Origin of the sequence: Priestia megaterium NBRC 15308 = ATCC 14581 (assembly GCF_000832985.1) — a bacterium.
GTDB lineage: Bacteria > Bacillota > Bacilli > Bacillales > Bacillaceae_H > Priestia > Priestia megaterium.
In genome coordinates this window covers 4,505,067-4,526,615 of record NZ_CP009920.1, presented here as the reverse complement: position 1 = coordinate 4,526,615, position 21,549 = coordinate 4,505,067, and the positions used below count along the sequence as shown (strand labels likewise).

The window sequence follows — 21,549 nt, the reverse complement described above, 5'->3', positions numbered from 1 at the left end:
TTGTTTCAAGTGTAGCATAAAAGCAAAAAAGTTTAGCACCCAACTTCAAATGTTTATAAACAGACTTCTAAACGGGAAAATAAACCGAATAAACGCTTGACTTAAAGTATACTTTAACAATTATAATCAATTCGAAAACATCGAAAATGGAGGAATCAACATGAAATATACAGTAATCACTGGCGCAAGTTCAGGAATTGGATATGAAACAGCTTTAGCTTTTGCTGGACGTGGAAAAAATCTTATATTGGCTGCACGTAGAGAGGACAAGCTAGAAGAGTTAAAAAGAAAAGTTGAAGAACTGAATCAAGATGTAAAGGTTATTGTCCAGTCGGTTGATTTATCCGTGGCAGAAAATGCTCATACGTTTTATGAGTCACTCAAAGAGTATGAATTAGAAACTTGGATTAACAATGCTGGATTCGGAAACTTTGCTTCTGTCGGTGAACAAAAATTAACTAAAATTGAAACAATGCTTCATTTAAATATAGAAGCCTTAACCATTCTTTCATCTTTATTTGTAAGAGATTATGAAAACGTTGAAGGTACACAGCTTATTAATGTTTCTTCTGGAGGCGGCTACACCATTGTTGCTGATGCAGTCACTTATTGCGCAACAAAATTCTACGTAAGTGCATTTACAGAAGGTCTTTCTCAAGAATTAAAAGGAAGAGGAGCAAAAATGCAGGCTAAAGTTCTAGCTCCGGCGGCTACTGAAACAGAATTTGCACAGCGTTCGATGGATATGAGTGATTTTGAATACGAAGGACGAGTACCTAAGTTTCATACGTCAAAAGAAATGGCTGCTTTTATGCTGGACCTTTATGATAGCAATAAAACGGTAGGACTTGTAGATGGAGTGACTTACGAATTTCAATTAAAAGATCCTATCTATCCATACGCAGACAGAGCGACAAGCTGAGATTCTTAAACAAAAAACACCCTTCCAAGGGTGTTTTTTTATGTCCGTTTAAATGAGTAACTATCTTGTTTATGTAATGAAGATGCTTAAAGATAATCTTTTCCTATTTATCTTTCTACGCTTTACTTCCTAATTTTTGTTTTGCTTTTTGTACATACTAACCGAACGGAGGTGACGAAAATGGGTACAAAAAAATCTGCTAACCGCGGTCAAGTAGCTCCTGGAGTTAACCCTCAAGGACACGGAAAAGATGTTGAATTTTCAACAGAACCGAAAAGTGAACTTGAAAACAAAGCGAAAAAGTCAAATACAAAAATTTAATTAACAAGGAGAAGATCACTCTTCTCCTCTCTTCCTCTTAATTACTTTTTCGAAAACGAAACTCCTCAGATTGTTGACTCCTTTCTGCTTCTTATGAAACTGCATCAATAGTATAAAAAAGTATACTATATAACAAAAATGTGCGTACTTGTTAGAATGTTTTATATGAATTATGATAAATCTGCAAACGGATTTTATGACAAATTGTATGTTAACTGGCTGTTAATTGTAAGCTATACAGGGTATAGATTACTCTGAACAGTTCATCACTAAATATTTTTACAGAAAGGTTGTTTACACATGAACCATACAGATAAAAAACAAGAAATTTTAGACGCATTTAACTTTCGTCATGCTACAAAAGAGTTTGATCCAGCGAAGAAAATTTCCGATGAAGATTTCCAATTCATTTTAGAAACAGGGCGCTTATCTCCAAGCTCAGTAGGTTATGAGCCGTGGAAGTTTTTAGTCGTTGAAAATAAAGATTTAAAAGAAAAATTAAAAGCTGTTTCTTGGGGAGCACAAGGTCAAATTCCTACAGCAAGTCATTTTGTTATTATTCTTTCTCGTACAGACGCAAGATATGACTCTGAATATGTGTTGAATCTTCAAAAAAATGTAAAAGAAATGCCGGATGATGTATTAGAGACATTAATGCCTCGTTATAAAGATTTCCAAGAAAATGATTTTCATTTGTTCGAAAGCAAGCGAGCCCTATTTGATTGGGCTAGCAAACAATCTTATATTGCACTAGCTAATATGATGACATCAGCTGCTCAAATTGGTATTGATTCTTGTCCGATTGAAGGATTTAACTATGACCAAGTACATGAGATTCTAAAAGAAGAAGGATTACTAGAAGACGGTAAGTTTGATATTTCCGTTATGGTTGCGTTCGGCTATCGAATTCATGAACCTAAACGCGGAAAAACGAGAAGAAGTATGGATCAAGTTGTACAGTGGGTAAAATAAGAAACGAAAAACGAAGGGGTGACGCAATGTCACCCCTTCGTTTTTATATTTTTATATGCTGTTATAAAGGCAGAAGGATCGGTTTGTATGGTATAAGCGAACATCCCTTGATTTGTATGTAAGTATAAAAAGCCGCTGTCTTTTGAAACGCATTTGTAAGAGATGTCAAATACGTCATTAATGTGAAAGCAATCGTTTTGTGTTTCAATACTATCAGCGTATAAGCACATGTCTTTTGAATGCTGAATTGTCACTTTTTGTGTTCGTTTTATTTTTCTTTCAACGTATGTATAAGGAATCATAGAAATAATGCTCATAGCACCGCTCAACCCCTTCCTCATGAATGATTTTCTTTTAAAAGCCAAAACACCTTGTTAACAAAACTCTATCACTTACCAAAAAACAATTCCAGAAATACTCTTTCTGGAATTGTTTTCAAGATTGCTGCTCTTTATTTTCTTCACCTTTGCAAAAGTCGATATTACTGTTTGTCATAGAGGCAATAGCAGGAGAGCCGTTTCCAAACGAAAAACAAGCTCCTACCGATTTTGTATTTGCCGTGTGACTATTTTGTACAACACAGCCTACGCTTACGTTCGAGTTGTCTTTTAACCCGTTAGTCACGATATTTTCAATGTTAATAATACAGCCCATTTTAACACCTCTTTCGTTTCTATTAACGTATGTCATCTCTGCATATATGTATAGGATGTTCGCCTATTATTGATAAGTTGTTTGTTACAAAATAGAAAAAAAGAATCTTCGTATACCCTTTAAGCAGAGAAGACACTAAAATGATGTCTTCTCCTTAAGTGAATTTAACTTTTTACAGCTTTTTCCCAGTCTGATGCAAATTTTTCAATTCCTTGCTCTGTTAACGGGTGTTTTACTAATTGTTCAATTACGGCATACGGAATTGTAGCAATATGAGCCCCAGCAAGAGCTACTCGTGTGACGTGATCTGGGTGTCTGACTGACGCTGCTATAATTTGTGAGTCAATGTGTTGAATTCGAAATAGCTCTGCAATTCGAGATACCAGATAAACACCGTCTTCTGAAATATCGTCTAAGCGTCCTAAAAATGGCGATACGTATGTGGCACCTGCACGAGCTGCTAGAAGCGCTTGATTCACTGTAAAAATTAACGTTACGTTTGTTTTTACGCCTTTTTTAGCTAGATAACGGGTTGCTTCCAATCCAGCAATGGTCATAGGAAGTTTAATCGTTATATTTTTGTCTCCTCCATTAATTTTTATCAGCTCTTCTGCTTGAGCAATCATGTCATCGGCGGTTACTGTGTCGGGTGTGACTTCTGCTGAAACGGATTCTACTTCAGGAACGGTTTTTAAAATTTCTTCGATGCGATCTTCAAACTTTACGCCTTCTTTAGCTACTAGCGAAGGGTTTGTGGTAACACCTGATAATACCCCAATTTTATATGCTTTTTTAATATCTTCCAGGTTAGCTGTATCAATAAAAAATTTCATCATGTATTCCTCCACTCGTTATGGTAAAAACAGCTTTTCAGGGGCGTTTTTATGACTTTATGTTCAAATGGAATTGCCCTCTTCATATTGTCTTCATAAAATAAAATTTATTTCCTTTCAAATGCTGTATGTTTTTCTCCAAGTTTTCCCTTCCTTAAATTCATCGGAATAATTTTTATTTGCATGTATCATACTAATGGTGTTGAAAAACCCCTCATATACTCCACTAAAAAACCTTCAGCATTTATGCTGAAGGTTGAGATACATTCTATTCTTAATTTTTTAGTCCTCTATAGCGAGCTGTTTTTAATTCTTGAACGTAGGGTTCAAAATCTGGCATCTCTACAGCTCTCGCCAATTCGATAGCCTTTTCAATATCGTATGGAATACGTACAAATTGAATAGAAAATGATGAAGGACTTTCGTCTTGATCCTTTCCTCCTAAGATAAGATAGGAAGCTTGTGGTAAATCAAGCGGGTTTCCTACACTTCCTACATTGCATAGCGTTTTCCCTTTAATATGTTGAATAAATGCATTATGTACATCTCCGTAACAGATAACATCTGGCTCTCTTGATCCTTTTATATTTTCTGTATATTCCGTATTAGCAAATAGACTAAGGCGCTTTTCAAGTGAATCCCAAGGTTGAATTCGGTCATAGAGACTTCTAGGTGAAGCGTGAAACATTCTAATTAATTTTCCGCTCATCATAAACTCAACGGAAAAAGGAAGTTCCTTTAAGTATGCCTCTTGGGCTGAACTTAACTTCTTCTGATGCCATTTCAACGCTTCGAATTCCGCAGGCTTTGTAATGAAGTCATCCCAGTTTCCCATTACTGTTACTTCGCACTTTTCTTTTATGATATCAATCACTTTACTTGAATCCGGTCCTTTTCCTACTAAATCACCTAGACAAATGATGCGATGGATATCTCGCTGTTGTATGTCAGCTAAAACTGCTTCTAATGCAGGAAGATTTCCGTGGATATCTGAAATAACAGCAATTTTGTCCATTGATTCCTCCACTCCTTTTTCATATGTATGTATTCAATTCTTTTCTTTATTATAACATTTTATAATAAGACCGTTTACTAAAACGTGTTCTCTCCATTTAACAAACAACGGTATAATTCGAATGGACATAAAAGGGAGGAATAAGAAGTGGATTTTTATAAATCAAGCAGAAATCCGTTCTCCTTATTTATTAACATAAAATAAAGGAGTACTGTAATATATTTATACGAGTACTCCTTTATTGGTAGTAAGGTAGTATAGAGAGTCGTAAGATACCTCATTTATCTTGCGACTTTTGGTTTATAACTTATTGAACACCAACTGCGTCAAATGACTTACCTACTGAGATTACTTCTTGAGAGCCTGAACCGTATAGATCAGCAGCAGCTTGTACTAAACCTGCACGCGCTTGGCTAAACGTTGTAGACTGAGTGAAGTATAGCGTATTAGCACGGTAATAAATTTTCCCTAGCTTATCGCCGCCGATGCCTGTTACAGTAACCCCGTAATGCGTTCCTCCGTTAGCTAGCAAGTAGGCAGCTTTGTTGATAATACCGCTGTTTGTATGAACTCCGCCGTTGTCACTAGAACCTGTATAGCGCTTTGAATAATGATCTGGATCTCCATATTTCGCTGGGTTGCTCATTGAACGAAGCGCATCACCGCTTGTACCAGGCGTATAAATATCTTCTCCAATTTCCCAATCTGGATTACGGTTGTCATAGTATTCTACCAATGTTCCGAAAATATCGGAAATTGCCTCGTTTAATGCACCTGATTCATATTGATAGATTAAATTAGAACTTCTTTCTGTGACCGCATGCGTCAATTCATGTCCGATAACATCTAATCCTCCTGATAGCGGAACAAAAGTAGTTCCATCTCCATCTCCGTATACCATTTGAGAGCCATTCCAAAACGCATTATTGTAACCGCTGCTATAATGAACAGTCGATTTTAGCGGAGCTCCTGCATTGTCATAGGAGTTGCGGTTAAATTTGTTTTTGTAATAATCATATGTCACGCCTGCATAATAGTGAGCATCTACTGCAGCTGCATCGCGGGTTGCATTGTACGTATTATCCGTGTCTGCCCATAGTGTACCTGGCAGAGATGTACGATTTTTTGCATCATACGTATAGATTGTCGCTCCTCTTGTATTATCTTGTAAGTAGTAAGTGGAACTAGATAACGTTGTCTTTAAAGATTTAGTATCTCCAAGCACTCCTTTACCTGAGCCAATAGTATTTGTTCCTGTTACAGGTTTCGCTGCCGGCTTTGCCGCTTGCTTCACATCGGCTTTTGGACCAGCTACGGAATCAATCGTATTGTACTTATCTAGCACTTTACCGCTAATAGCATCAACAAAGTAATAATAATTACCTGGTTCAGGGCTTAAGAAATTTAAATTTACTACATAAGCATACGTTGTGTCTGAAGCATTTTGATAAACATACAGTTCAGATGAAGGGGATTTTTCATAAGTCGGTTTAAAGCCTAAGTCTTTTTCAGCTGCTTGAATCGCCTTTTTGCTGTCAACTTGCTTCTGTCCTTTTAGCTTTTCCTTTTTATCTAAATCAGGAGCTACTGTACCTGATACAACTTTTAAGGTTCCATCTTTCGCTACGTGTGCTAATTGAGTAGATCCCCAAACAGGAATATTATTATATACCTGCTGCAAGCGTACAACGGTTGCTTGTTCAACGGGATCTTTCACTACTTCTGTCACTTTAAATGAATTTTGAGCACTTTCGTTTCCTAATTTATATTTGTCTTTATTTGTATTCATATAATGAAATACGACGTCTTGAGCTTTCTGTGATGATGGGCCTGAAAGCTTTCCAGAAATAAACTCAGGAGATTTAATTTCTTTGTTATACTTTTCGGTTGAAAGTACATTATTTGGCGCCGCACTGCTCGTATGTGCAAAAGCAAATGATGAAGAAAGGATACCAACTGATAATAATACCTTTAAAGCCTGTTTTTTCTTTTTCATAGTTTTTTCTCCCTATCCCTAGTAAATTTAATTACCGCAATTTTTCTGTTAATTGAGATAATTAGCAACATTATAGCAACTAAAAATTACTACGTCTATATATTATTTTAATATTCCTATTATTATGAAAATTAAGAATAAATCTTTTGCAATAAGTCTTTTTTACCTATTTAAATTATATGAAAATCATTTATGTTGATTTTCATACAAGTAAAATAATTCTTCAAGTCAGCTGATAAAAACTAGCGACCTATGAAGTATTATTCGGTCTTACTATCAGTCCTGAAAAGCATTTTACAAAAATTACTTATAAGGAAAATTATAAATTTCAGACCGTTTTTGAGGCTTGAATCTACTCTTTCTCTTCATTTTTTTATTTTTTTAATCTATTAATTAAATTTTTTGTATGTTTTTTATGTACATGCATAACATTATTTTATTATAGTACTGCCCTTCTTATGAACATAAAAAAGCACGAATCTACTAAAATCTTTGTAAATCCGTGCTTTTTCTGTTTATTTCAAGCATGTACAACCAACGATAACTAATAAAACAAATAGTACAACGATTAATGCAAAACCGCCACCGTAACTACCGTAGCCGCCGTAGCCATAACCACCGCCGTAACCCCAGTTGTAAAATCCCATTTCACTTCACCTCCGTAGCCTGTTTACTTTATAGCATATGTACAGGCTAGAAAAAATGCTCGCCCATTTATCGCCCTTTTATGACGATAAAAAAGAGACTGAGACATAACGAAATCACTCCAATCAACCGCTAGAAGCAACCAGCTAGATTAAACCCATGTTCACCATAACAATAAAAAAATCCGAACGATTCATCGTTCGGATCTTCCTTCAACTAAAATACTTTTGTCCCAGCCTCTTTTAAGATAACAAATATTAACTTATTTACTTTTAGAAGCTTGTTCTTTAAAGCGAAGTATGTAATACGGAACAATACAGATAACCGCCAAAACAAGAGCCGTTAAACTGACTATGCGGGGATTATCAAGCCCAAAAGAATAGTCTCCAAAAGATGCTCCAATCGCAATAATAGCAAAAATAATATACAGAATACGAAATATGTTAATCCACTTTTTCTGTTTAATCGTAACCACTCCTTTGCTTATTTTACTCCAACATAGAATATTATAACTTTACTAAACAACTTGTTGCAAAATTTCTTCTCCCTTTGACTGATTACCTTTTATTCTAACGGTAAACAAATTTCTACACTCGTCCCTTTGTTTACTTCACTGTCAATACTAAGAGTTCCTTGATGCTGTTGGATAATATTAAAGCAGATCATTAATCCTAACCCGATTCCGTCTTCTTTAATACTGTAAAATGGTTCACCTAAATGTTTGATGCGTTCTTTTGAAATTCCTACACCTTCATCAATAATTTGAATATGAATATGATTGTTGTCCTTTTTTCTCAGCTCAACTTTAATTTCTCCTCCGGAAGGCATTGCTTCAATCGCATTCTTAAGAATGTTTATAAACATCTGTTTCATTTGATTGCTTTCACAATATACAAAAGGCATTTCTCCATATGAGTTAAGTTCAATAAAGATGTTTTTCATGGTTGCTTGAGGCTGCCACAATAAAATCACTTGTTGAATTAACAGCTGCAAATCAATCGACTGAAATGTTACGGCCTGTGGTTTTGCCACAGACATGAATTCATTTGTAATCATTTCAATACGCTCAATTTCAGAGGATATAATGTTCATATAGGTTAACTCTTCTTTACTCGCTTTTTCAGTTAATAACTGCATAAACCCTTTAATGGCTGTTAAAGGATTTCTAATTTCATGAGCAATAGCTGTAGCAAGCTGCCCGACCGCTGCTAATTTCTCAGATTTCTGCAGCAGCTCTTCTGTTTTTAAGTACTCTGTTCTGTCTCTTGAAACAATAAGAAGCACTTTTTTGTTTTCTATATTGAACAACTTTCCACTATATTCTAGTTTTTTTATTTCGCCGGACTTAAACGTAAACTGTGATTGCAGCGTAAAAGAAAGATTTCCGTTGCGAATTTCTTCGACTGTTTTTTGAACAATGTCAGAATCTCTAGGTATAATATCGTGGCAAGGCATGGATAAAAGCTCTTCTCTCGTATATCCAAAGCGCTTACATCCAGCTTCATTTACTTCAACAAAGCGAGAAGGAAAATGATCCGATCCTATTTCAAGTAAATAAATTGCGTCGTTTGCGTACTCAAATAACGTGCGATATTTCAACTCACTTTCTTTAAGCCTACGATGCAGCAAGTCAAGCTCTTCCTTTGCTTTTTTAGCTTCAGATATATCCACACATACTCCAGACAAACCTACCAACTCATCTTTCCCATTAAAAATTGGAGAAATGGTGATACGAAGGTCTACTAAACTTCCATCTTTACGAGCTCTTACAACTTCTACTCGATTGATTGCCTCTTTTTCAGCAACAGTCTTTTTTATATTCTCATGTACATCCTCACTAAAAGCTCCTGCTATATCGTAATATTTTTCCCCAATGACTTCATGGGATTTCCAGCCATACACTTTTTCATAAGCTTCATTAACTCGCAAGATTCGCCCTTCTAAATCAGTTATAATAACCGCATCCATGTGATGATTAATAAAAGACTCCAGCTGTTCTTTCGTATATTCTAATTCTTTTTTCATTATTCTGACAAAAAAAGAATCTTCTTCATCCTTACATGAATCTGATCCAGCATAAGCAGCTTCTTCTGCTACAGCGTAAAATTTACGATAAAATTCTATCGTCGCTACGGCTACTCCCAGTCCGAGAATTCCGAACACTAAATATTCTATTTCGCTATAAAACGGCGACTGAATAGGTGTATTCCAGAAGTAATTTGTCAGTAAGACATGAACGATAAAATGAATAAAGAAACAAAGAAGAGATTGTTTTAATAAAGAAAACTGCTTTCTATATCGAATAAGAGGAAGGGAAAACAAAAAGGTGAAAATTAAAATTAAGATAGTCAGTAACCAATGACTTTCTAAATAGATACTGCACACGGCCATAGTGATACCTGCAACTGCACCGGCTCTATAACCAAAGTATAGAACGGTCAAAATAAGAGGAAGAAAACGTAAATCATATGTAATCTGTTGATACGTAACGCTATATACCATAAGAATAGCAGAAACAATACTTGCATAAATACCACTCATCCATTTGTATTTATGGGCTAGACGCTGTAACAAAAATATTCTTATCGCAATCATAATACTGACAAAAAACGAAAAAATACATAAGTTAACAAATAATCCGCTACTAATCACTCCTTCTATTCCTCCTTTACTTGTAAATATGCGTAAAATAATTCCCTTATATAGAGAGTGTACCATGAATAAACGCTGCTATTTATAAAATTAATAAAAAAACTAGTCTCGCCCGAGGCAAGACTAGTTTTTTTATTATCTATGCTGATCTTGATACATAGGTCCTTCTGAAATCATATTGCTTTCAGAAACGTACGTAGGATCTGAATGCACATCTTTATTTAGGCTAGCATTTACCTGCTGTTTTTTAGATAAACTTGAAAGTTTTACTTTGGCACTTCGAACAAGTCCTTTTACTTTCCGTCGTTTCGCAGCATCGCTTAATATATAAGACGTAATGCCGACTCCTACCGTTGATAGCGTAATACCTGATATCAATGCTTTTTGTTTTCTTTTTCTCATAATAGCTCCTTCCTTGTACCTTTTTGAATCTTACAGTAACTTTTCCCCCTCAGGTAATCTCTCAAACCAGATTATTCAGATTATTCACTTCTTTAACAAGAATCGGCAGTGTGTCCGCTCCTGCTATTCCATCTGAAAAAAGGCCATACCGATTCTGGAATTTTTTCATTGCAGCGATTAATTCATCTCCATAGAAACCGTCTGCTCCAAACTTCGGAAGAGAAAAACCTAGCGCAAGTAAGTTTTGCTGAATTTGTTTGACTCCTAACCCTCTATCACCTTTGGAATACACAAAGGGCCCTTTTGTATTATTCGTCATAGAGAGATTTGTTGTGACTTCTTTAAAAAATGAGCAGTCCATTTCATTTATATCCACATTTGTAGAAATTCCTTTTACTCTGCCAGAATCTGTATACTGAAACATTGCCCATCGCTGCCACTGACTTAGCTCACCAGGGTGCTGCATACCGTCTTGTCTGTTGGCCGCACTATATCTTGCTACCCACAAAGGATACTTACTTATTTCTTTTGTGAAAAAAGTTTTAGCAAAATGATAATTCGTATATACGATAGGCTTAATTCCTGTTGTTTTGTGAACATGCTTGAGCCAGCTTACGGCAAAGTGAGAAACAAATTCTTTAGATTTTTTCTTATCTTCTTCTAGATCCAAACACGGCGGAAGGTCTAGTTTCATTTGTCCAAGCTGAGCAATAAAAAAAGCAGCTTCTTTCTCCGGGCTATTTGTACAGTGAGCATAATGATAAAACCCTACTCTCAAGCCCGCATTTTTGGCACCTATATAATTTTCAAAGGATCTAGGGTCTACAAAAGTTCCGCCTTCTGTTAACTTTATATACACCCCTTTTACTGAGGTGTTTTTTATTTCTTTCCAATTAATGATTCCTTGATGATGAGAAACGTCGAGAATAATAGGATTATTTGCATGTCGCCTTTGCATAGTTTTCACCTCTTTTGCTAGCTTCCTTATGTATACGACGAATCTTTCAAAACCCCTGTTTTTTCCGGATCCTGATATTCTTTTATAACGATGTGTAAAACATTGCTCATTTGAATAGCTAAATAAGCTTCATGTTTTTTGTCATAATAACGATACCATCCTTGCGTATGAATAATAGATTCCTCAAGCTCTTTTACATTTTCTGATTCAACCAATGTACTGATTGATTTTTCATTTCCAAAATAAAACTTCACTTCGTACGTCACTTGAATCCCTCCTTTATAAAAATGTAAATACCCTAATCGTATGTACTTGAATCTAATATAAGGCAGTGTAAAATTTCTTTTAATCCGCAAATTCTTTTTAAATGTTTATTTAGAACAATGTTTATTTTGTTAAGATTTATTAAAAAGAAGCCAAGCAGCTCAGAATGCTTGGCTTCTTTTTTTTATTTTGATGGATGAATCATATTAGCGGGATTTACCCATTGCTTAAATTGTTCTTCTGTCAGAAGGCCTGTTTTGACCGCCGCTTCTTTTAATGTCGTTCCTTCTTGATGAGCCAGCTTGGCGATTTTAGCCGCATTTTCATAACCTATGTGCGGATTTAATGCTGTTACAAGCATAAGAGAATTTTCTAGATTATGCTGAATCTTTTCTTTGTTGGGTTCAATTCCTACTGCGCATTTATCGTTAAAAGCTTGCATGGAATCTGTCAGCAATCTGACTGATTGTAAAAAATTATAAATAATAACCGGCTTAAATACATTTAATTCAAAGTTTCCTTGGCTAGCCGCGATGCCAATCGTCACGTCATTCCCAAGTACTTGTGCAGAAACCATTGTTAGAGCTTCACTTTGAGTTGGATTTACTTTTCCAGGCATAATAGAACTTCCTGGTTCGTTAGCAGGAATCGTAATTTCGCCTAATCCGCTTCGAGGACCGCTTGCCAGCCAGCGTACGTCATTAGCGATTTTCATTAAGTCAGCTGCTAATGCTTTGAGTGCACCGTGGGCATAAACCACTTGATCGTGACTTGTTAATGCATGAAATTTATTAGGTGCTGAGATAAATGTTTTTCCAAGCGTGCTGCTGATTTCTTTCGCTACTTCATCGCCGAAGTCAGGATGTGCATTTATCCCCGTCCCAACAGCTGTACCGCCAATAGCTAGCTCCTTCATATACTCTACGCTTTGTTTAATCATTTCTTCATTCTTTTCGAGCATATGATGCCATCCGCTAATTTCTTGTCCTAGTGTTAGCGGTGTAGCATCTTGTAAATGAGTTCTGCCTATTTTAATAATATCTTTAAACTGCTCTTGCTTCGCAGCGAACGTTTCTTTTAATGTTTTTAGAGCAGGCAATAATTGATCTTCCACTTCTAGTACAGCTGCAATATGAAGAGCTGTAGGAAAAGTATCGTTAGAGCTTTGTGACATATTCACATCATCGTTTGGATGAAGCGTTTCGTCGCTATTTATTAGCTGGTTTCCTCGGTGGGAAATCACTTCATTTACATTCATGTTTGATTGTGTTCCGCTTCCTGTCTGCCATACTACTAAAGGAAAATGTTCATTCCATTTTCCTTCAATAATTTCGTTAGCAGCTTGCACGATGGCTTCCGATTTCTCAGCTGATAGTTTGCCTAGTTTATGATTACTAATAGCCGCACTTTTCTTCAAAACCGCAAAAGCGCGTATTACTTCAATCGGCATTTTTTCAATCCCTATTGGAAAATTTTCTTTACTTCTTTGCGTTTGCGCTCCCCATAGTTTATCTTCTGCCACTTTGATTTCTCCAATTGAATCTCTTTCGATACGATAGCTCATAGTTAGAACTCCTTTTCATTATTTTCTTTACCTATTAGTATTGATTATATGGATGAATTTCATGACATAATAACAATTATTCACTGTTGAAAATTCCCTTTATTTTATTTTTTAAACGGTCTTGAATACTTTGATTATTTAGCTCATAGTTTATTTTGATTTTATAATACAAAAAAAGATCCGAAGAATACGCTCTTCAGATCTTTTTTCGAATACGTCTAATTTCACTTATGAATCCATACAGCACCAGCTGAATTGTCTTTTGCTTCGCCAATTACGTCTAATTTCAATCCGTTTTGAGGAAGCAAGCGGCCTGCATCTTTAATTCTTTCATCTAAATACGATTTTTTGTCGTTGAAGCTTGTAACTCCATTTGATTCTTTAGATGAAATAGTTCCCCACGTTTTATGAGAATATGACCAAGCAGGTGATTTATCAAATGAGAAGGCCGCGTCTGCAATTTGATATCGGCTTGAATTTGCTGTCGTGCTAATCCCATTCACATTAAAGTAAAGAACTTTATGAGCATGTGAATCAACTACACCAAGGAATCCTTCACCCGGATGTTGTCCTACCCAGTTATCAAGGTAGCTTTCATCTGCGTACCAAAGCAGCATGCCTGTATTATATTTTGCACCGCGCGCGAATTGAAGTGCTTTATCGCTGCCTGCATAGTTTCTCCACTCAAGGTAATAATAGTTATCTTTATAGCTGATGCCGTTTGTCTTTTCAAATCCATCTAACGTTACTTTTGGCGCTCCTTCAGCATCGTCCGTAAATACCGTTTTTCCATTTACTACTAAACTTGCATTATCAAGTGCAAATCCTTGAAGAGCAAGTCCTCCGTCCGTTACGTATTCAAATTGAAGCTTGATTTTTTTACCTTTAAACTGCGTTAAGTCATAGCTTTTATCTTCCCATTTTCCGCCGGAAGTTTCAGCAGAACCGTCTGCATTATTCGCTTTATCACCAATTGTATCTAACAGAACTTTTGAACCGTCAGGAAGAATCGCATTTACATATAAATAATCGTATTCTGCCTCCACTTCATAGAACGCTTTATAATTGAACGTCGCTGTTTTGGCCGCTGTTAAATCAAACTCTGGCGTCGTCATTGTCGTATGCAGATCGTCTCCGCGCTTACTGTAGTAGTAGTTGCTTCCAAACTCAGGCTTAATCCCTTGAACAGCTTTTTTAGGTAAATTAATCTTCACAATACCCGGTCGTTTGGATTTTGTCACGCTTTGATCAACCACGCTCACAGAGCCCGATTTTGTAATGTTTTTGCTGTCGATTTGTTGAATATTTGCCCAGTTTCCACCCATATTTGCTTGGAAAAACTCTTTATTTTGCGGGGAGAAACTTGTCGGTTCTGTTCCAGCTACTTCACCAGCCCAGCTCCCTCCGCTCATAATTGACCAAACGCCTACCGGCTCACCTTGACCCGTATACTGTGTATCATACTCATCCGGCAAACCTAAATCATGGCCAAATTCATGAGCAAAAACGCCAACTGCTCCGTCTTCTGGTTCAATTGTATAATCATAAGCAGCCATGTTTGTTCCAGGAACTTTATACACTTGTCCCAAAGTAGAGCGATGAGACCAGATAGCATCGTTTCCTAGTTTACCTCCACCTGCTTCTTGCCCAGTTCCAGCATGAATGACCATTAAGTGGTCCACTATGCCGTCAGGCTCATTGCGGTTGCCATCTCCATCGATATCATATTGGTCGAACTGATCATAATCTGAAAGGTTAATGCCGCTTTTTGCTGCTGCAGCAAGCGCTTCTTTTACAAGATTACGAGGCCCTTTAGATCCAGGCGCATTATCGTTTCCTCCCGCTGGATTGTCTGCTCCGTATTCTTTTGCGTTTCCAGGTACAGTTAACCAGTCAGAAACCGTTCCATCTACTGTGTAACTACCTCCAGACTGTTCTTCATAATATTGCTTAAACGTTTTAATTTTTTTACCGTTAAATAGCGTAAAGTCTTTCTTTCCAAACATTAATTGCTGATAGTGATTTCGGTTAAAATCTTTTGCATACATGTAGCCAGGTTCTTGAACGACATTGTTATGCTTAAAGTCTGCATATTCGACTAAAAGAACAAGAACCTTATCTTTTCTCACTTGTCCTTTATAGTTTGCCTGAGCTGCAGGTTTAACATTTACCCCGTTCCCCGACTTGTTTCCTTGAGACTTAATATTAGCAAATTCGCCTCGTTGAAACTTTTCTTTTTGTTTTGTTTGCATTTCTTTCGCTTTCAAATCAATTTTGCTAGCTTTATGTCCCTTCATGCTCTCTTTATGTGCATCTTTTTTGTTTATGTAAGAAGTAACGGCTTTCTTCACTTCTTGCGGTGTTGCACTTTGAGAAATAACTCCTTGGTTTTTCAGTGCGTTAGCCAATCTTTCTTCCGGTACTGTATTCATATCAATTGGTGAACTTGGAAGTTCCTCCGATTGTGCGGTTTTAGCTGAAGCAGCACTTCCATTCATAAGTACTGGCCCCACTCCGCTTAATGTAACAGTTGTGGCAAGAAAAGATGTCCCCAAAATCTTTTTCCAGCTTTTCAAGTAAACCCCTCCATTTTAGAATTTTCAAACTATTAGCAAGATTTATTTTATATTCTAAAACTAGGAAGGTCAACTACATTTTACTATATTATTAAAATTTTTTAATTCTAGTAGATAATGTAAAATAGTTTTATAGTATGTAACTAGTTTTCTTTGCCTGACAATTAAAATGTCTGATAAACCCTTCTTACATATGCAAATTCTATGCCAAATCGATAACCAAATATAAAAATATATGAAGCGTATTTTTTTAGGGAATTAGAACCATCTTTTCGGTATTACTATTATATAAAAACAAAAAATTCCCCATTATGGATACAGAAAGATAAAAAAATCACTTCTCAATAGACGAGAAGTGATAATTTCTGTATGCAAGTAAATTTAAGAATGTTCTTTTTGACGCTGCAGCAAGATATGATAGAGCGACATGCTCCAAATAGACATATTGCGCGCTGCGATTTCATAAGGTTTTTCATCAATTTTAAACAAGAAATCCCCTTCATAACTCACGGACTTCCCTTTCTTTTCCAGCTCTTGTTTAACAGCTTCAATCCATTCTACTGCATTCGTATAATGCTTGTCCAAACGAACTTTAATAGTTTGATTCCTGTAATGAATAAAAGATGTAATTCCCCAAAAAATTAAGACAAGAAAAAGTACCATATACAGCAATTGCATGATAACGATCCCCTTCTTTCTTCATTTCATTATTTTCAATGAAGACTTAATTTAGATGAGTAAATATTACTATTCTCCTTTTCAATCGTCATCTCCTTTAAAAAAGTAAATTCCTTTTCCACGCGGACGTATAAAATAAATCCATGTACGTGCTCCCTCATCTTTTTTACTAACATTTTCTGTTAAAAAATGATAAGCTAATAGAATGATAAATAGAAAGGGAGGGCGACGAGTTGTCAACTGAACAAGTGAAACTAGCAGCCGTTTTAGATGTTGAAACAACGGGATTAAGTGCGCAAACATGCGATATTATCGAACTAGCAATCGCTGTTGTTTCTTATGATTCTTCTACCGGAGAAATAATCGACATTGTAGAAGAATATGAAGAATTTAATATGCCTTCAACTCCCATTTTCCCGTACATTACAAACTTAACGGGAATTACAAATGAGATGGTTAAAAATAAAACATTAGACGATAAAAAAGTGGAATCGCTGTTAACTAGCGTTTCGGCTATCATCGCTCATAATGCTTCTTTTGATCGCAGTTTTCTTTTAAAACGGTATCCATCTTTATCTAATCAAAAATGGCACTGCTCTATGCGTGCTGTCAAATGGAAAGAGTACGGCTTTCCTAATAAAAAACTAACAACGCTTCTTGATCATCATAATATTGAGAGAGAGCACGCTCACAGAGCTATGGATGACGTGAAAGGAACCATTGACTTGCTAAGACAGCAAAATCCTAGCGGAGAGCCTTATTTTTCTGAAGTACTAAAAAAAGCAATGAGCAAACCTAAAAAAACAGCGGCTTCCACTCGTTTTTAACGCATCAAAAAAAGCGCAGCTTCTGCGCTTTTTTGTTTTTATTCGCCTATTTCTTAAGTGTTGAGTTATATGCTTGAGGAGTACGCTTGGAAATAGCGAGGCTGTAAACGCACCAGAAGAAAAAGAAAAGTGCCTGCTTTCAAACAAAAAGCCGCGGAGGAACAAACTGAACAGCTGGTATTTACACACATATACGAAATCAGCTGAATTTCTAATAATCTGGAAGATTTTAATTATACTTCTCTTATTTTTTGGTTTTGAAGATCGTGATGCGTTTGTTCTAGTTCACTTAAATTCAATTCGTACAAATGTCTCCCGTCTTCTGCTTTAAAGTAACCCGATTCAATAATTTGATTCATTAAAAGATCTTTCTTTTGCTCAAATGCTTTTTCAGATGTCATGTTATCATCTCCTTTTTTAGGTAAATATCTTTCATAGAAAAGACGTACACCGCTTGTGGCATACGTCTTGTTGCTTTTCACACTTGTTACCTATGTTTAAGTTTAAAAACAACACAATCGTTACATTTTATCGAGAAGGCTGCTTATGTCTTGCAGCCATATTGAACATTTTGATGATGCACTACTTTTATACCCTTCATGATGTTCTTAAAACGCAATTGGAAAAAGATTTTCACAAAATTTGTTTTCCATCTACTGCCCCGCTTTCAAAATGCGGCTGTGCGGCGATTTTTTTCGTTGCTAAACTGACCACCATTAATACAACTAAATTAATAAATAAAGAAATAACGCCGACATTTGTATCTTTAATAATTTGTGGCAACGCAGGAAACAACGTGCCAAGCGTTGTTTCAGTAATCGTTATATACATCACAGACGCAATGCCGGCAACAATACCTGCACATGCCCCGTATTTAGTCACGATATTGTTTTTCATTAAACTAAAAATAAAAGCAGGAAACAGCTGCGTCACAATGCTGTAGCCCATTAGTAAAAGCGTTACAATCGTATTTCCTCCATGAAGTGTAAAATAGACTGAAACAAGCGCAATGACCGGTACGAAACATTTAGCCAGTATCGAAATTTGTTTGCCCGTCGCTGAGGGAACAAGAACGCCATAAACGTTTTTAGATAGTGACGTAGAAGCTGCCATCAAAAGCATTGATCCAGGCACAAGTGCTGTTAATAAACCAGCTGCGCCAATAAAGCCGACAATCCACGGGTCAAATGTTTGAATGGAAAGACGAAGCAGTGACAAGTCCGCTTCTGCGCCTTGTAGTCCAGGTACCTGCATAAGAGCAGTAAACCCTACAAAAAAGACAAAAAGCAGCATTAACGTATAAATAGGACTTATAATAGAATTCTTTCGAAATACATTCTCGTTTTCAGCTGAATACGTTGCATTAAACGTATGCGGCCACATGTAAAATCCTAATACGGTCAGCATGACTGTAGAAATAAACCACGAAATACTTAGACCTGTCTTGGGAAGAGTAAGAAATGTTGGATTTGCTTGATGCACAGCCTCAAACATCGGCTGTAAGCCTCCGTAGTAATGGAACGGCATATATATTCCTAAAAATAAGACGACAATAAAAATCATAATATCTTTAACAATGGCCGTCCACGCGGAACCATGTATGCCTGATATCATTAAGTAAACCGTTAATGATATGGCTCCAATCCAAATGGCTGCGGTTGAAGAGATAGAGCCATAAGAAGCTTCAGATACAATAATACCTAAGCCTTTGAACTGTAAAATAATATAAGGAACAATTGCCAGCACCCCTGCGCATGAAACAACGATGCCTAGAAACGGGCTGTTGTATTTTGAAACAAAAAAATCCGGCTGAGACATGAGCTTATGCTGCTTCGCATATCGCCATATTTGCGGGCCGATCCAATATCCTAACACGTACGCTAAAGAAATATAGGCTAAAATATAAAACGCTGGCCCTCCTTTTCCATATGCCCAAGCGCTTCCTCCTAGAAACGTAAAAGTAGTATAGATTTCACCCGCCATCAAAAAGAAGACAAAAACAGTTCCAAAACCTCTGCCGCCTACGCTCCACTGTTCTAAATCCATTTTTTTGCCCCGCGTAGCTCGAATTCCAAGATAAATAGCTAAAAGTAAAAAACCAAAAATAATAATCAGAGCGGTATTCATTATTTATCTCCTCCTTTAACAGCAGGATCGAGCTTGTACACAATACCCATAATAAAAGACGTAAGGATTACCCACATAACAATCCAAAAGAGAAAAAAAGGCATCCCTAAAATAAACGGCGTTACTTTGTTAACAAAAGGCAATAAACCTAATATTCCTACAAACGGAAGTAAGCAAAGAAGATAAATTATTTTCATAGAACTCCTCCTTAATCACACGGCTTATCAGTACTTATCTAACACTTTAACTATCTCATTATATACTTCTCTTATTCTTCTCTTTACACCTCCATTCTTGAGCTAAACGAGACGTTTGGCATAGAAAACCGCCGTTTATTTGTTCCTTAGTATCTTCCATTTGTCCCCATATGAAAAGGAGTTTGTAAGGCATGCTTACAAGATTTTGAATGCAGCAGAATATAGACAAACAAAAAGAAAAGGAACTGGAGAGCAAAGGTCTCAGTTCCGTTTCGATTTAGTATTTCTATACTTTATTCTTTACACCAAGCGAAGAGAGAGCTTGGTGTAAATGTCCAAACGTTTCAATTTTATTAAAACTAATTCCTACATTAACAGCCGTCTGAGCCATGTCAGGACTCACTCCTGACATAATCGCATGGATGCCTAGCAGCTGCAAAATGTTAATCAAATCAAAAAACTTGTGAGCGACATACGTATCTACATAATTTACACCCGATAAGTCAATGACTAGATGCCTTATATGTTTTTCTGCACACTTTTTTGGAACAACCTCGATAATAGAATCACCTTTGATTTCATCAATAAGCCCTACTAAAGGCAAGACCGCGATGTGATCTACAATTGGAATGACAGGAAAACTCGTTTCGTCGATTAGCTCTTGCTGAAGACTTATTTTTTGCCTTGTGATTTTATAATACTGTTCGGAGAATTCATTAATGAGTTTATCAAATGTTGTATGATAAACTTCGCTCCAAGACAGTATATCTTCTTTTGTAATAGATGAATGTATCAGACTATATGTTTTGACATACGTCCAAATAATTTTTCTTGTTTTGCTTAGCGCTTCTACTACCTCGTAAATCGGCGTATCAAATTTAATTCTACTGTTTACTACTTCCGTCGTCCATTTCACCATACGTTGCTTAAAAATCTTTTGATCGTCAAGAAAGCCGCTCGCAATTGTTTCAATCGTATAAAGATGCTGCTCACGCAGCTTTTTCTCAACTGAAGAATCTGCGTCCTTTGAGTAAATCGATCCTTTAATATTACTTCTTTGGCGCAGCCATTCTTCACTGATAGAGGCTGAATTTTCTAAAATATATTCAAAAAGACGTTGATTTTGTTCACTCACTACTATTTAACCTCCGTTCACTTTCTCCTTGTGTCCAATTACTTACAAAACGCACCTTATGATAAATTCATGCTTCATATTTTTTCCTCGTCCATCTCTATCATACACGATAACCGCTCTGCATACTTATAGAGAATTAGATATAAACAAGCAGGTATTTAATTATCTACATAGATAAACTGCCGTGTATGATGCAACTATCATTTATTTTCACATGAAAGGATGTTAATTGTATTGAAAAAATCAATTATTTTATTGGGGATTCTCGCTACAAGTATTGGATTATCCGCTTGTTCAAACAATACAACAACTTCTTCTGCCACAAACTCTTCTGCACATTCAGGTCATGAACATCACAAAGCTGCAGTTGCTGATATTCGCGAAGAGACTCCGGGAGCAGATGTTTTGCCACAGTTTTTGAAGAATCAGCCTAAAGATATGAAACTAGTTTATCTATCCGTTGCTAAAAATCGTGAACTGCTTGAAAAAATCCCTTGCTACTGCGGATGTGGCATGGAAGCGAATCACAAAAACAGCTATGACTGCTTTATTTTTAAAAATAAAAGAAACGGAGCAGTTGTCTGGGATGATCATGGAACAAAGTGCGGATTGTGTATAGAAATTGCAGCTAAAGCTATGCTCGACTATAACCGAGGCAAATCAATAAAAGATATCCGCAAAGACATCGATGAAAAATATAAAGAAGGCTATGCACAACCCACTCCTACTCCTTCCTTGTAGAGCATTGGCAGTTTTTAAGCAAACATTCGCGACAGGTATATATAAAAGTAGAAAATATCAAAAACACGTT

22 protein-coding genes and 1 pseudogene are annotated in these 21,549 nt (G+C 36.3%); 5 read left to right on the top strand and 18 right to left on the bottom strand.

The window, feature by feature from the left end; translation table 11 throughout:
• The first annotated feature begins 160 nt into the window (after positions 1-160).
• From BG04_RS23215 to BG04_RS23205, 3 genes are all read left to right on the top strand, one after another.
• Complete coding sequence (locus BG04_RS23215; protein WP_034652125.1) at positions 161-922, top strand: SDR family NAD(P)-dependent oxidoreductase; 762 nt, start codon at positions 161-163, stop codon at positions 920-922.
• Positions 923-1,102: 180 nt separating this feature from the next.
• Positions 1,103-1,243 carry a small, acid-soluble spore protein L gene (sspL, locus tag BG04_RS23210; protein WP_013057030.1) on the top strand — a complete coding sequence of 47 codons (141 nt, stop codon included), beginning with the start codon at positions 1,103-1,105 and terminating at the stop codon, positions 1,241-1,243.
• A 300-nt stretch (positions 1,244-1,543) separates the two neighbouring features.
• Complete coding sequence (locus tag BG04_RS23205) at positions 1,544-2,215, top strand: NAD(P)H-dependent oxidoreductase (protein WP_013083136.1); 672 nt, start codon at positions 1,544-1,546, stop codon at positions 2,213-2,215.
• A 29-nt stretch (positions 2,216-2,244) separates the two neighbouring features.
• On the opposite strand, the gene BG04_RS23200 is transcribed toward BG04_RS23205, so the two are convergent.
• The 14 genes and pseudogenes from BG04_RS23200 to BG04_RS23135 all read right to left on the bottom strand — a co-directional run bounded on the left by BG04_RS23200 (position 2,245) and on the right by BG04_RS23135 (position 16,452).
• Positions 2,245-2,532: a hypothetical protein gene (locus BG04_RS23200; protein WP_013083135.1), complete on the bottom strand. Its 288-nt coding sequence runs from the start codon at positions 2,530-2,532 to the stop codon at positions 2,245-2,247.
• Between the two features lie 118 nt (positions 2,533-2,650).
• Positions 2,651-2,869: a spore germination protein gene (locus BG04_RS23195; protein WP_025752385.1), complete on the bottom strand. Its 219-nt coding sequence runs from the start codon at positions 2,867-2,869 to the stop codon at positions 2,651-2,653.
• 164 nt (positions 2,870-3,033) lie between these two features.
• Positions 3,034-3,702 (bottom strand): fructose-6-phosphate aldolase, encoded by a 669-nt coding sequence (gene fsa / locus BG04_RS23190; protein WP_013057026.1) that lies wholly within the window; start codon positions 3,700-3,702, stop codon positions 3,034-3,036.
• Between the two features lie 274 nt (positions 3,703-3,976).
• Positions 3,977-4,717: a metallophosphoesterase family protein gene (locus BG04_RS23185; RefSeq protein WP_034652129.1), complete on the bottom strand. Its 741-nt coding sequence runs from the start codon at positions 4,715-4,717 to the stop codon at positions 3,977-3,979.
• A 307-nt stretch (positions 4,718-5,024) separates the two neighbouring features.
• Positions 5,025-6,623 (bottom strand): annotated as a pseudogene (locus BG04_RS23180) (M4 family metallopeptidase); the annotation flags it as partial.
• 605 nt (positions 6,624-7,228) lie between these two features.
• Positions 7,229-7,360, bottom strand: a complete 132-nt coding sequence (locus BG04_RS23175) for a YjcZ family sporulation protein (RefSeq protein WP_016764087.1) — start codon at positions 7,358-7,360, stop codon at positions 7,229-7,231.
• A gap of 260 nt (positions 7,361-7,620) precedes the next feature.
• Positions 7,621-7,833: a hypothetical protein gene (locus tag BG04_RS23170; RefSeq protein WP_016764086.1), complete on the bottom strand. Its 213-nt coding sequence runs from the start codon at positions 7,831-7,833 to the stop codon at positions 7,621-7,623.
• Between the two features lie 89 nt (positions 7,834-7,922).
• A complete protein-coding gene (locus BG04_RS23165; RefSeq protein ID WP_034652139.1) occupies positions 7,923-10,010 on the bottom strand; it encodes a PAS domain S-box protein in 2,088 nt (695 codons plus the stop codon).
• A gap of 135 nt (positions 10,011-10,145) precedes the next feature.
• Positions 10,146-10,412 carry a hypothetical protein gene (locus tag BG04_RS23160; protein WP_013083129.1) on the bottom strand — a complete coding sequence of 89 codons (267 nt, stop codon included), beginning with the start codon at positions 10,410-10,412 and terminating at the stop codon, positions 10,146-10,148.
• A gap of 61 nt (positions 10,413-10,473) precedes the next feature.
• Positions 10,474-11,370 (bottom strand): GH25 family lysozyme, encoded by an 897-nt coding sequence (locus tag BG04_RS23155; protein WP_034652141.1) that lies wholly within the window; start codon positions 11,368-11,370, stop codon positions 10,474-10,476.
• 26 nt (positions 11,371-11,396) lie between these two features.
• Positions 11,397-11,636: a hypothetical protein gene (locus BG04_RS23150; RefSeq protein WP_016764082.1), complete on the bottom strand. Its 240-nt coding sequence runs from the start codon at positions 11,634-11,636 to the stop codon at positions 11,397-11,399.
• A 182-nt stretch (positions 11,637-11,818) separates the two neighbouring features.
• Positions 11,819-13,198, bottom strand: a complete 1,380-nt coding sequence (gene fumC / locus BG04_RS23145; RefSeq protein WP_034652144.1) for a class II fumarate hydratase — start codon at positions 13,196-13,198, stop codon at positions 11,819-11,821.
• Positions 13,199-13,422: 224 nt separating this feature from the next.
• Positions 13,423-15,774 carry an immune inhibitor A domain-containing protein gene (locus BG04_RS23140; RefSeq protein WP_034652148.1) on the bottom strand — a complete coding sequence of 784 codons (2,352 nt, stop codon included), beginning with the start codon at positions 15,772-15,774 and terminating at the stop codon, positions 13,423-13,425.
• A gap of 381 nt (positions 15,775-16,155) precedes the next feature.
• Positions 16,156-16,452, bottom strand: coding sequence for a hypothetical protein (locus BG04_RS23135; RefSeq protein ID WP_016764079.1), 297 nt, complete (start codon positions 16,450-16,452; stop codon positions 16,156-16,158).
• Positions 16,453-16,685: 233 nt separating this feature from the next.
• Between BG04_RS23135 and BG04_RS23130 the strand changes: the two genes are divergently transcribed.
• Positions 16,686-17,279, top strand: coding sequence for an exonuclease domain-containing protein (locus BG04_RS23130; RefSeq protein ID WP_013083122.1), 594 nt, complete (start codon positions 16,686-16,688; stop codon positions 17,277-17,279).
• 233 nt (positions 17,280-17,512) lie between these two features.
• Here the strand turns inward: BG04_RS23130 and BG04_RS30020 are convergent, their stop codons facing one another.
• From BG04_RS30020 to BG04_RS23115, 4 genes are all read right to left on the bottom strand, one after another.
• Entirely contained in the window at positions 17,513-17,680 is a 168-nt protein-coding gene (locus tag BG04_RS30020) for a Fur-regulated basic protein FbpA (RefSeq protein WP_013057013.1), read from the bottom strand.
• A 232-nt stretch (positions 17,681-17,912) separates the two neighbouring features.
• Positions 17,913-19,406: a sodium:solute symporter family protein gene (locus BG04_RS23125; RefSeq protein WP_016764077.1), complete on the bottom strand. Its 1,494-nt coding sequence runs from the start codon at positions 19,404-19,406 to the stop codon at positions 17,913-17,915.
• Entirely contained in the window at positions 19,406-19,603 is a 198-nt protein-coding gene (locus BG04_RS23120) for a DUF3311 domain-containing protein (protein WP_013083119.1), read from the bottom strand. Before BG04_RS23120 ends, BG04_RS23125 begins: the two co-directional genes overlap by 1 nt.
• 286 nt (positions 19,604-19,889) lie before the next feature.
• A complete protein-coding gene (locus BG04_RS23115) occupies positions 19,890-20,738 on the bottom strand; it encodes an STAS domain-containing protein (protein WP_034652150.1) in 849 nt (282 codons plus the stop codon).
• Positions 20,739-20,972: 234 nt separating this feature from the next.
• On the opposite strand from BG04_RS23115, the gene BG04_RS23110 reads away from it, so the two are divergent.
• Positions 20,973-21,479, top strand: coding sequence for a PCYCGC motif-containing (lipo)protein (locus tag BG04_RS23110; RefSeq protein ID WP_013083117.1), 507 nt, complete (start codon positions 20,973-20,975; stop codon positions 21,477-21,479).
• The last annotated feature ends 70 nt before the right edge of the window (positions 21,480-21,549 follow it).

Coding starts and splice junctions, on each gene's coding strand:
- BG04_RS23120 (WP_013083119.1), bottom strand. CDS start 19,603: ATGAAAATAATTTATCTTCTTTGCTTACTTCCGTTTGTAGGAATATTA.
- BG04_RS23195 (WP_025752385.1), bottom strand. CDS start 2,869: ATGGGCTGTATTATTAACATTGAAAATATCGTGACTAACGGGTTAAAA.
- BG04_RS23125 (WP_016764077.1), bottom strand. CDS start 19,406: ATGAATACCGCTCTGATTATTATTTTTGGTTTTTTACTTTTAGCTATT.
- BG04_RS30020 (WP_013057013.1), bottom strand. CDS start 17,680: ATGACATCTGAAAAAGCATTTGAGCAAAAGAAAGATCTTTTAATGAAT.
- BG04_RS23205 (WP_013083136.1), top strand. CDS start 1,544: ATGAACCATACAGATAAAAAACAAGAAATTTTAGACGCATTTAACTTT.
- BG04_RS23155 (WP_034652141.1), bottom strand. CDS start 11,370: ATGCAAAGGCGACATGCAAATAATCCTATTATTCTCGACGTTTCTCAT.
- BG04_RS23175 (WP_016764087.1), bottom strand. CDS start 7,360: ATGGGATTTTACAACTGGGGTTACGGCGGTGGTTATGGCTACGGCGGC.
- BG04_RS23185 (WP_034652129.1), bottom strand. CDS start 4,717: ATGGACAAAATTGCTGTTATTTCAGATATCCACGGAAATCTTCCTGCA.
- fumC (WP_034652144.1), bottom strand. CDS start 13,198: ATGAGCTATCGTATCGAAAGAGATTCAATTGGAGAAATCAAAGTGGCA.
- BG04_RS23215 (WP_034652125.1), top strand. CDS start 161: ATGAAATATACAGTAATCACTGGCGCAAGTTCAGGAATTGGATATGAA.
- BG04_RS23160 (WP_013083129.1), bottom strand. CDS start 10,412: ATGAGAAAAAGAAAACAAAAAGCATTGATATCAGGTATTACGCTATCA.
- fsa (WP_013057026.1), bottom strand. CDS start 3,702: ATGAAATTTTTTATTGATACAGCTAACCTGGAAGATATTAAAAAAGCA.
- BG04_RS23200 (WP_013083135.1), bottom strand. CDS start 2,532: ATGAGCATTATTTCTATGATTCCTTATACATACGTTGAAAGAAAAATA.
- BG04_RS23135 (WP_016764079.1), bottom strand. CDS start 16,452: ATGCAATTGCTGTATATGGTACTTTTTCTTGTCTTAATTTTTTGGGGA.
- sspL (WP_013057030.1), top strand. CDS start 1,103: ATGGGTACAAAAAAATCTGCTAACCGCGGTCAAGTAGCTCCTGGAGTT.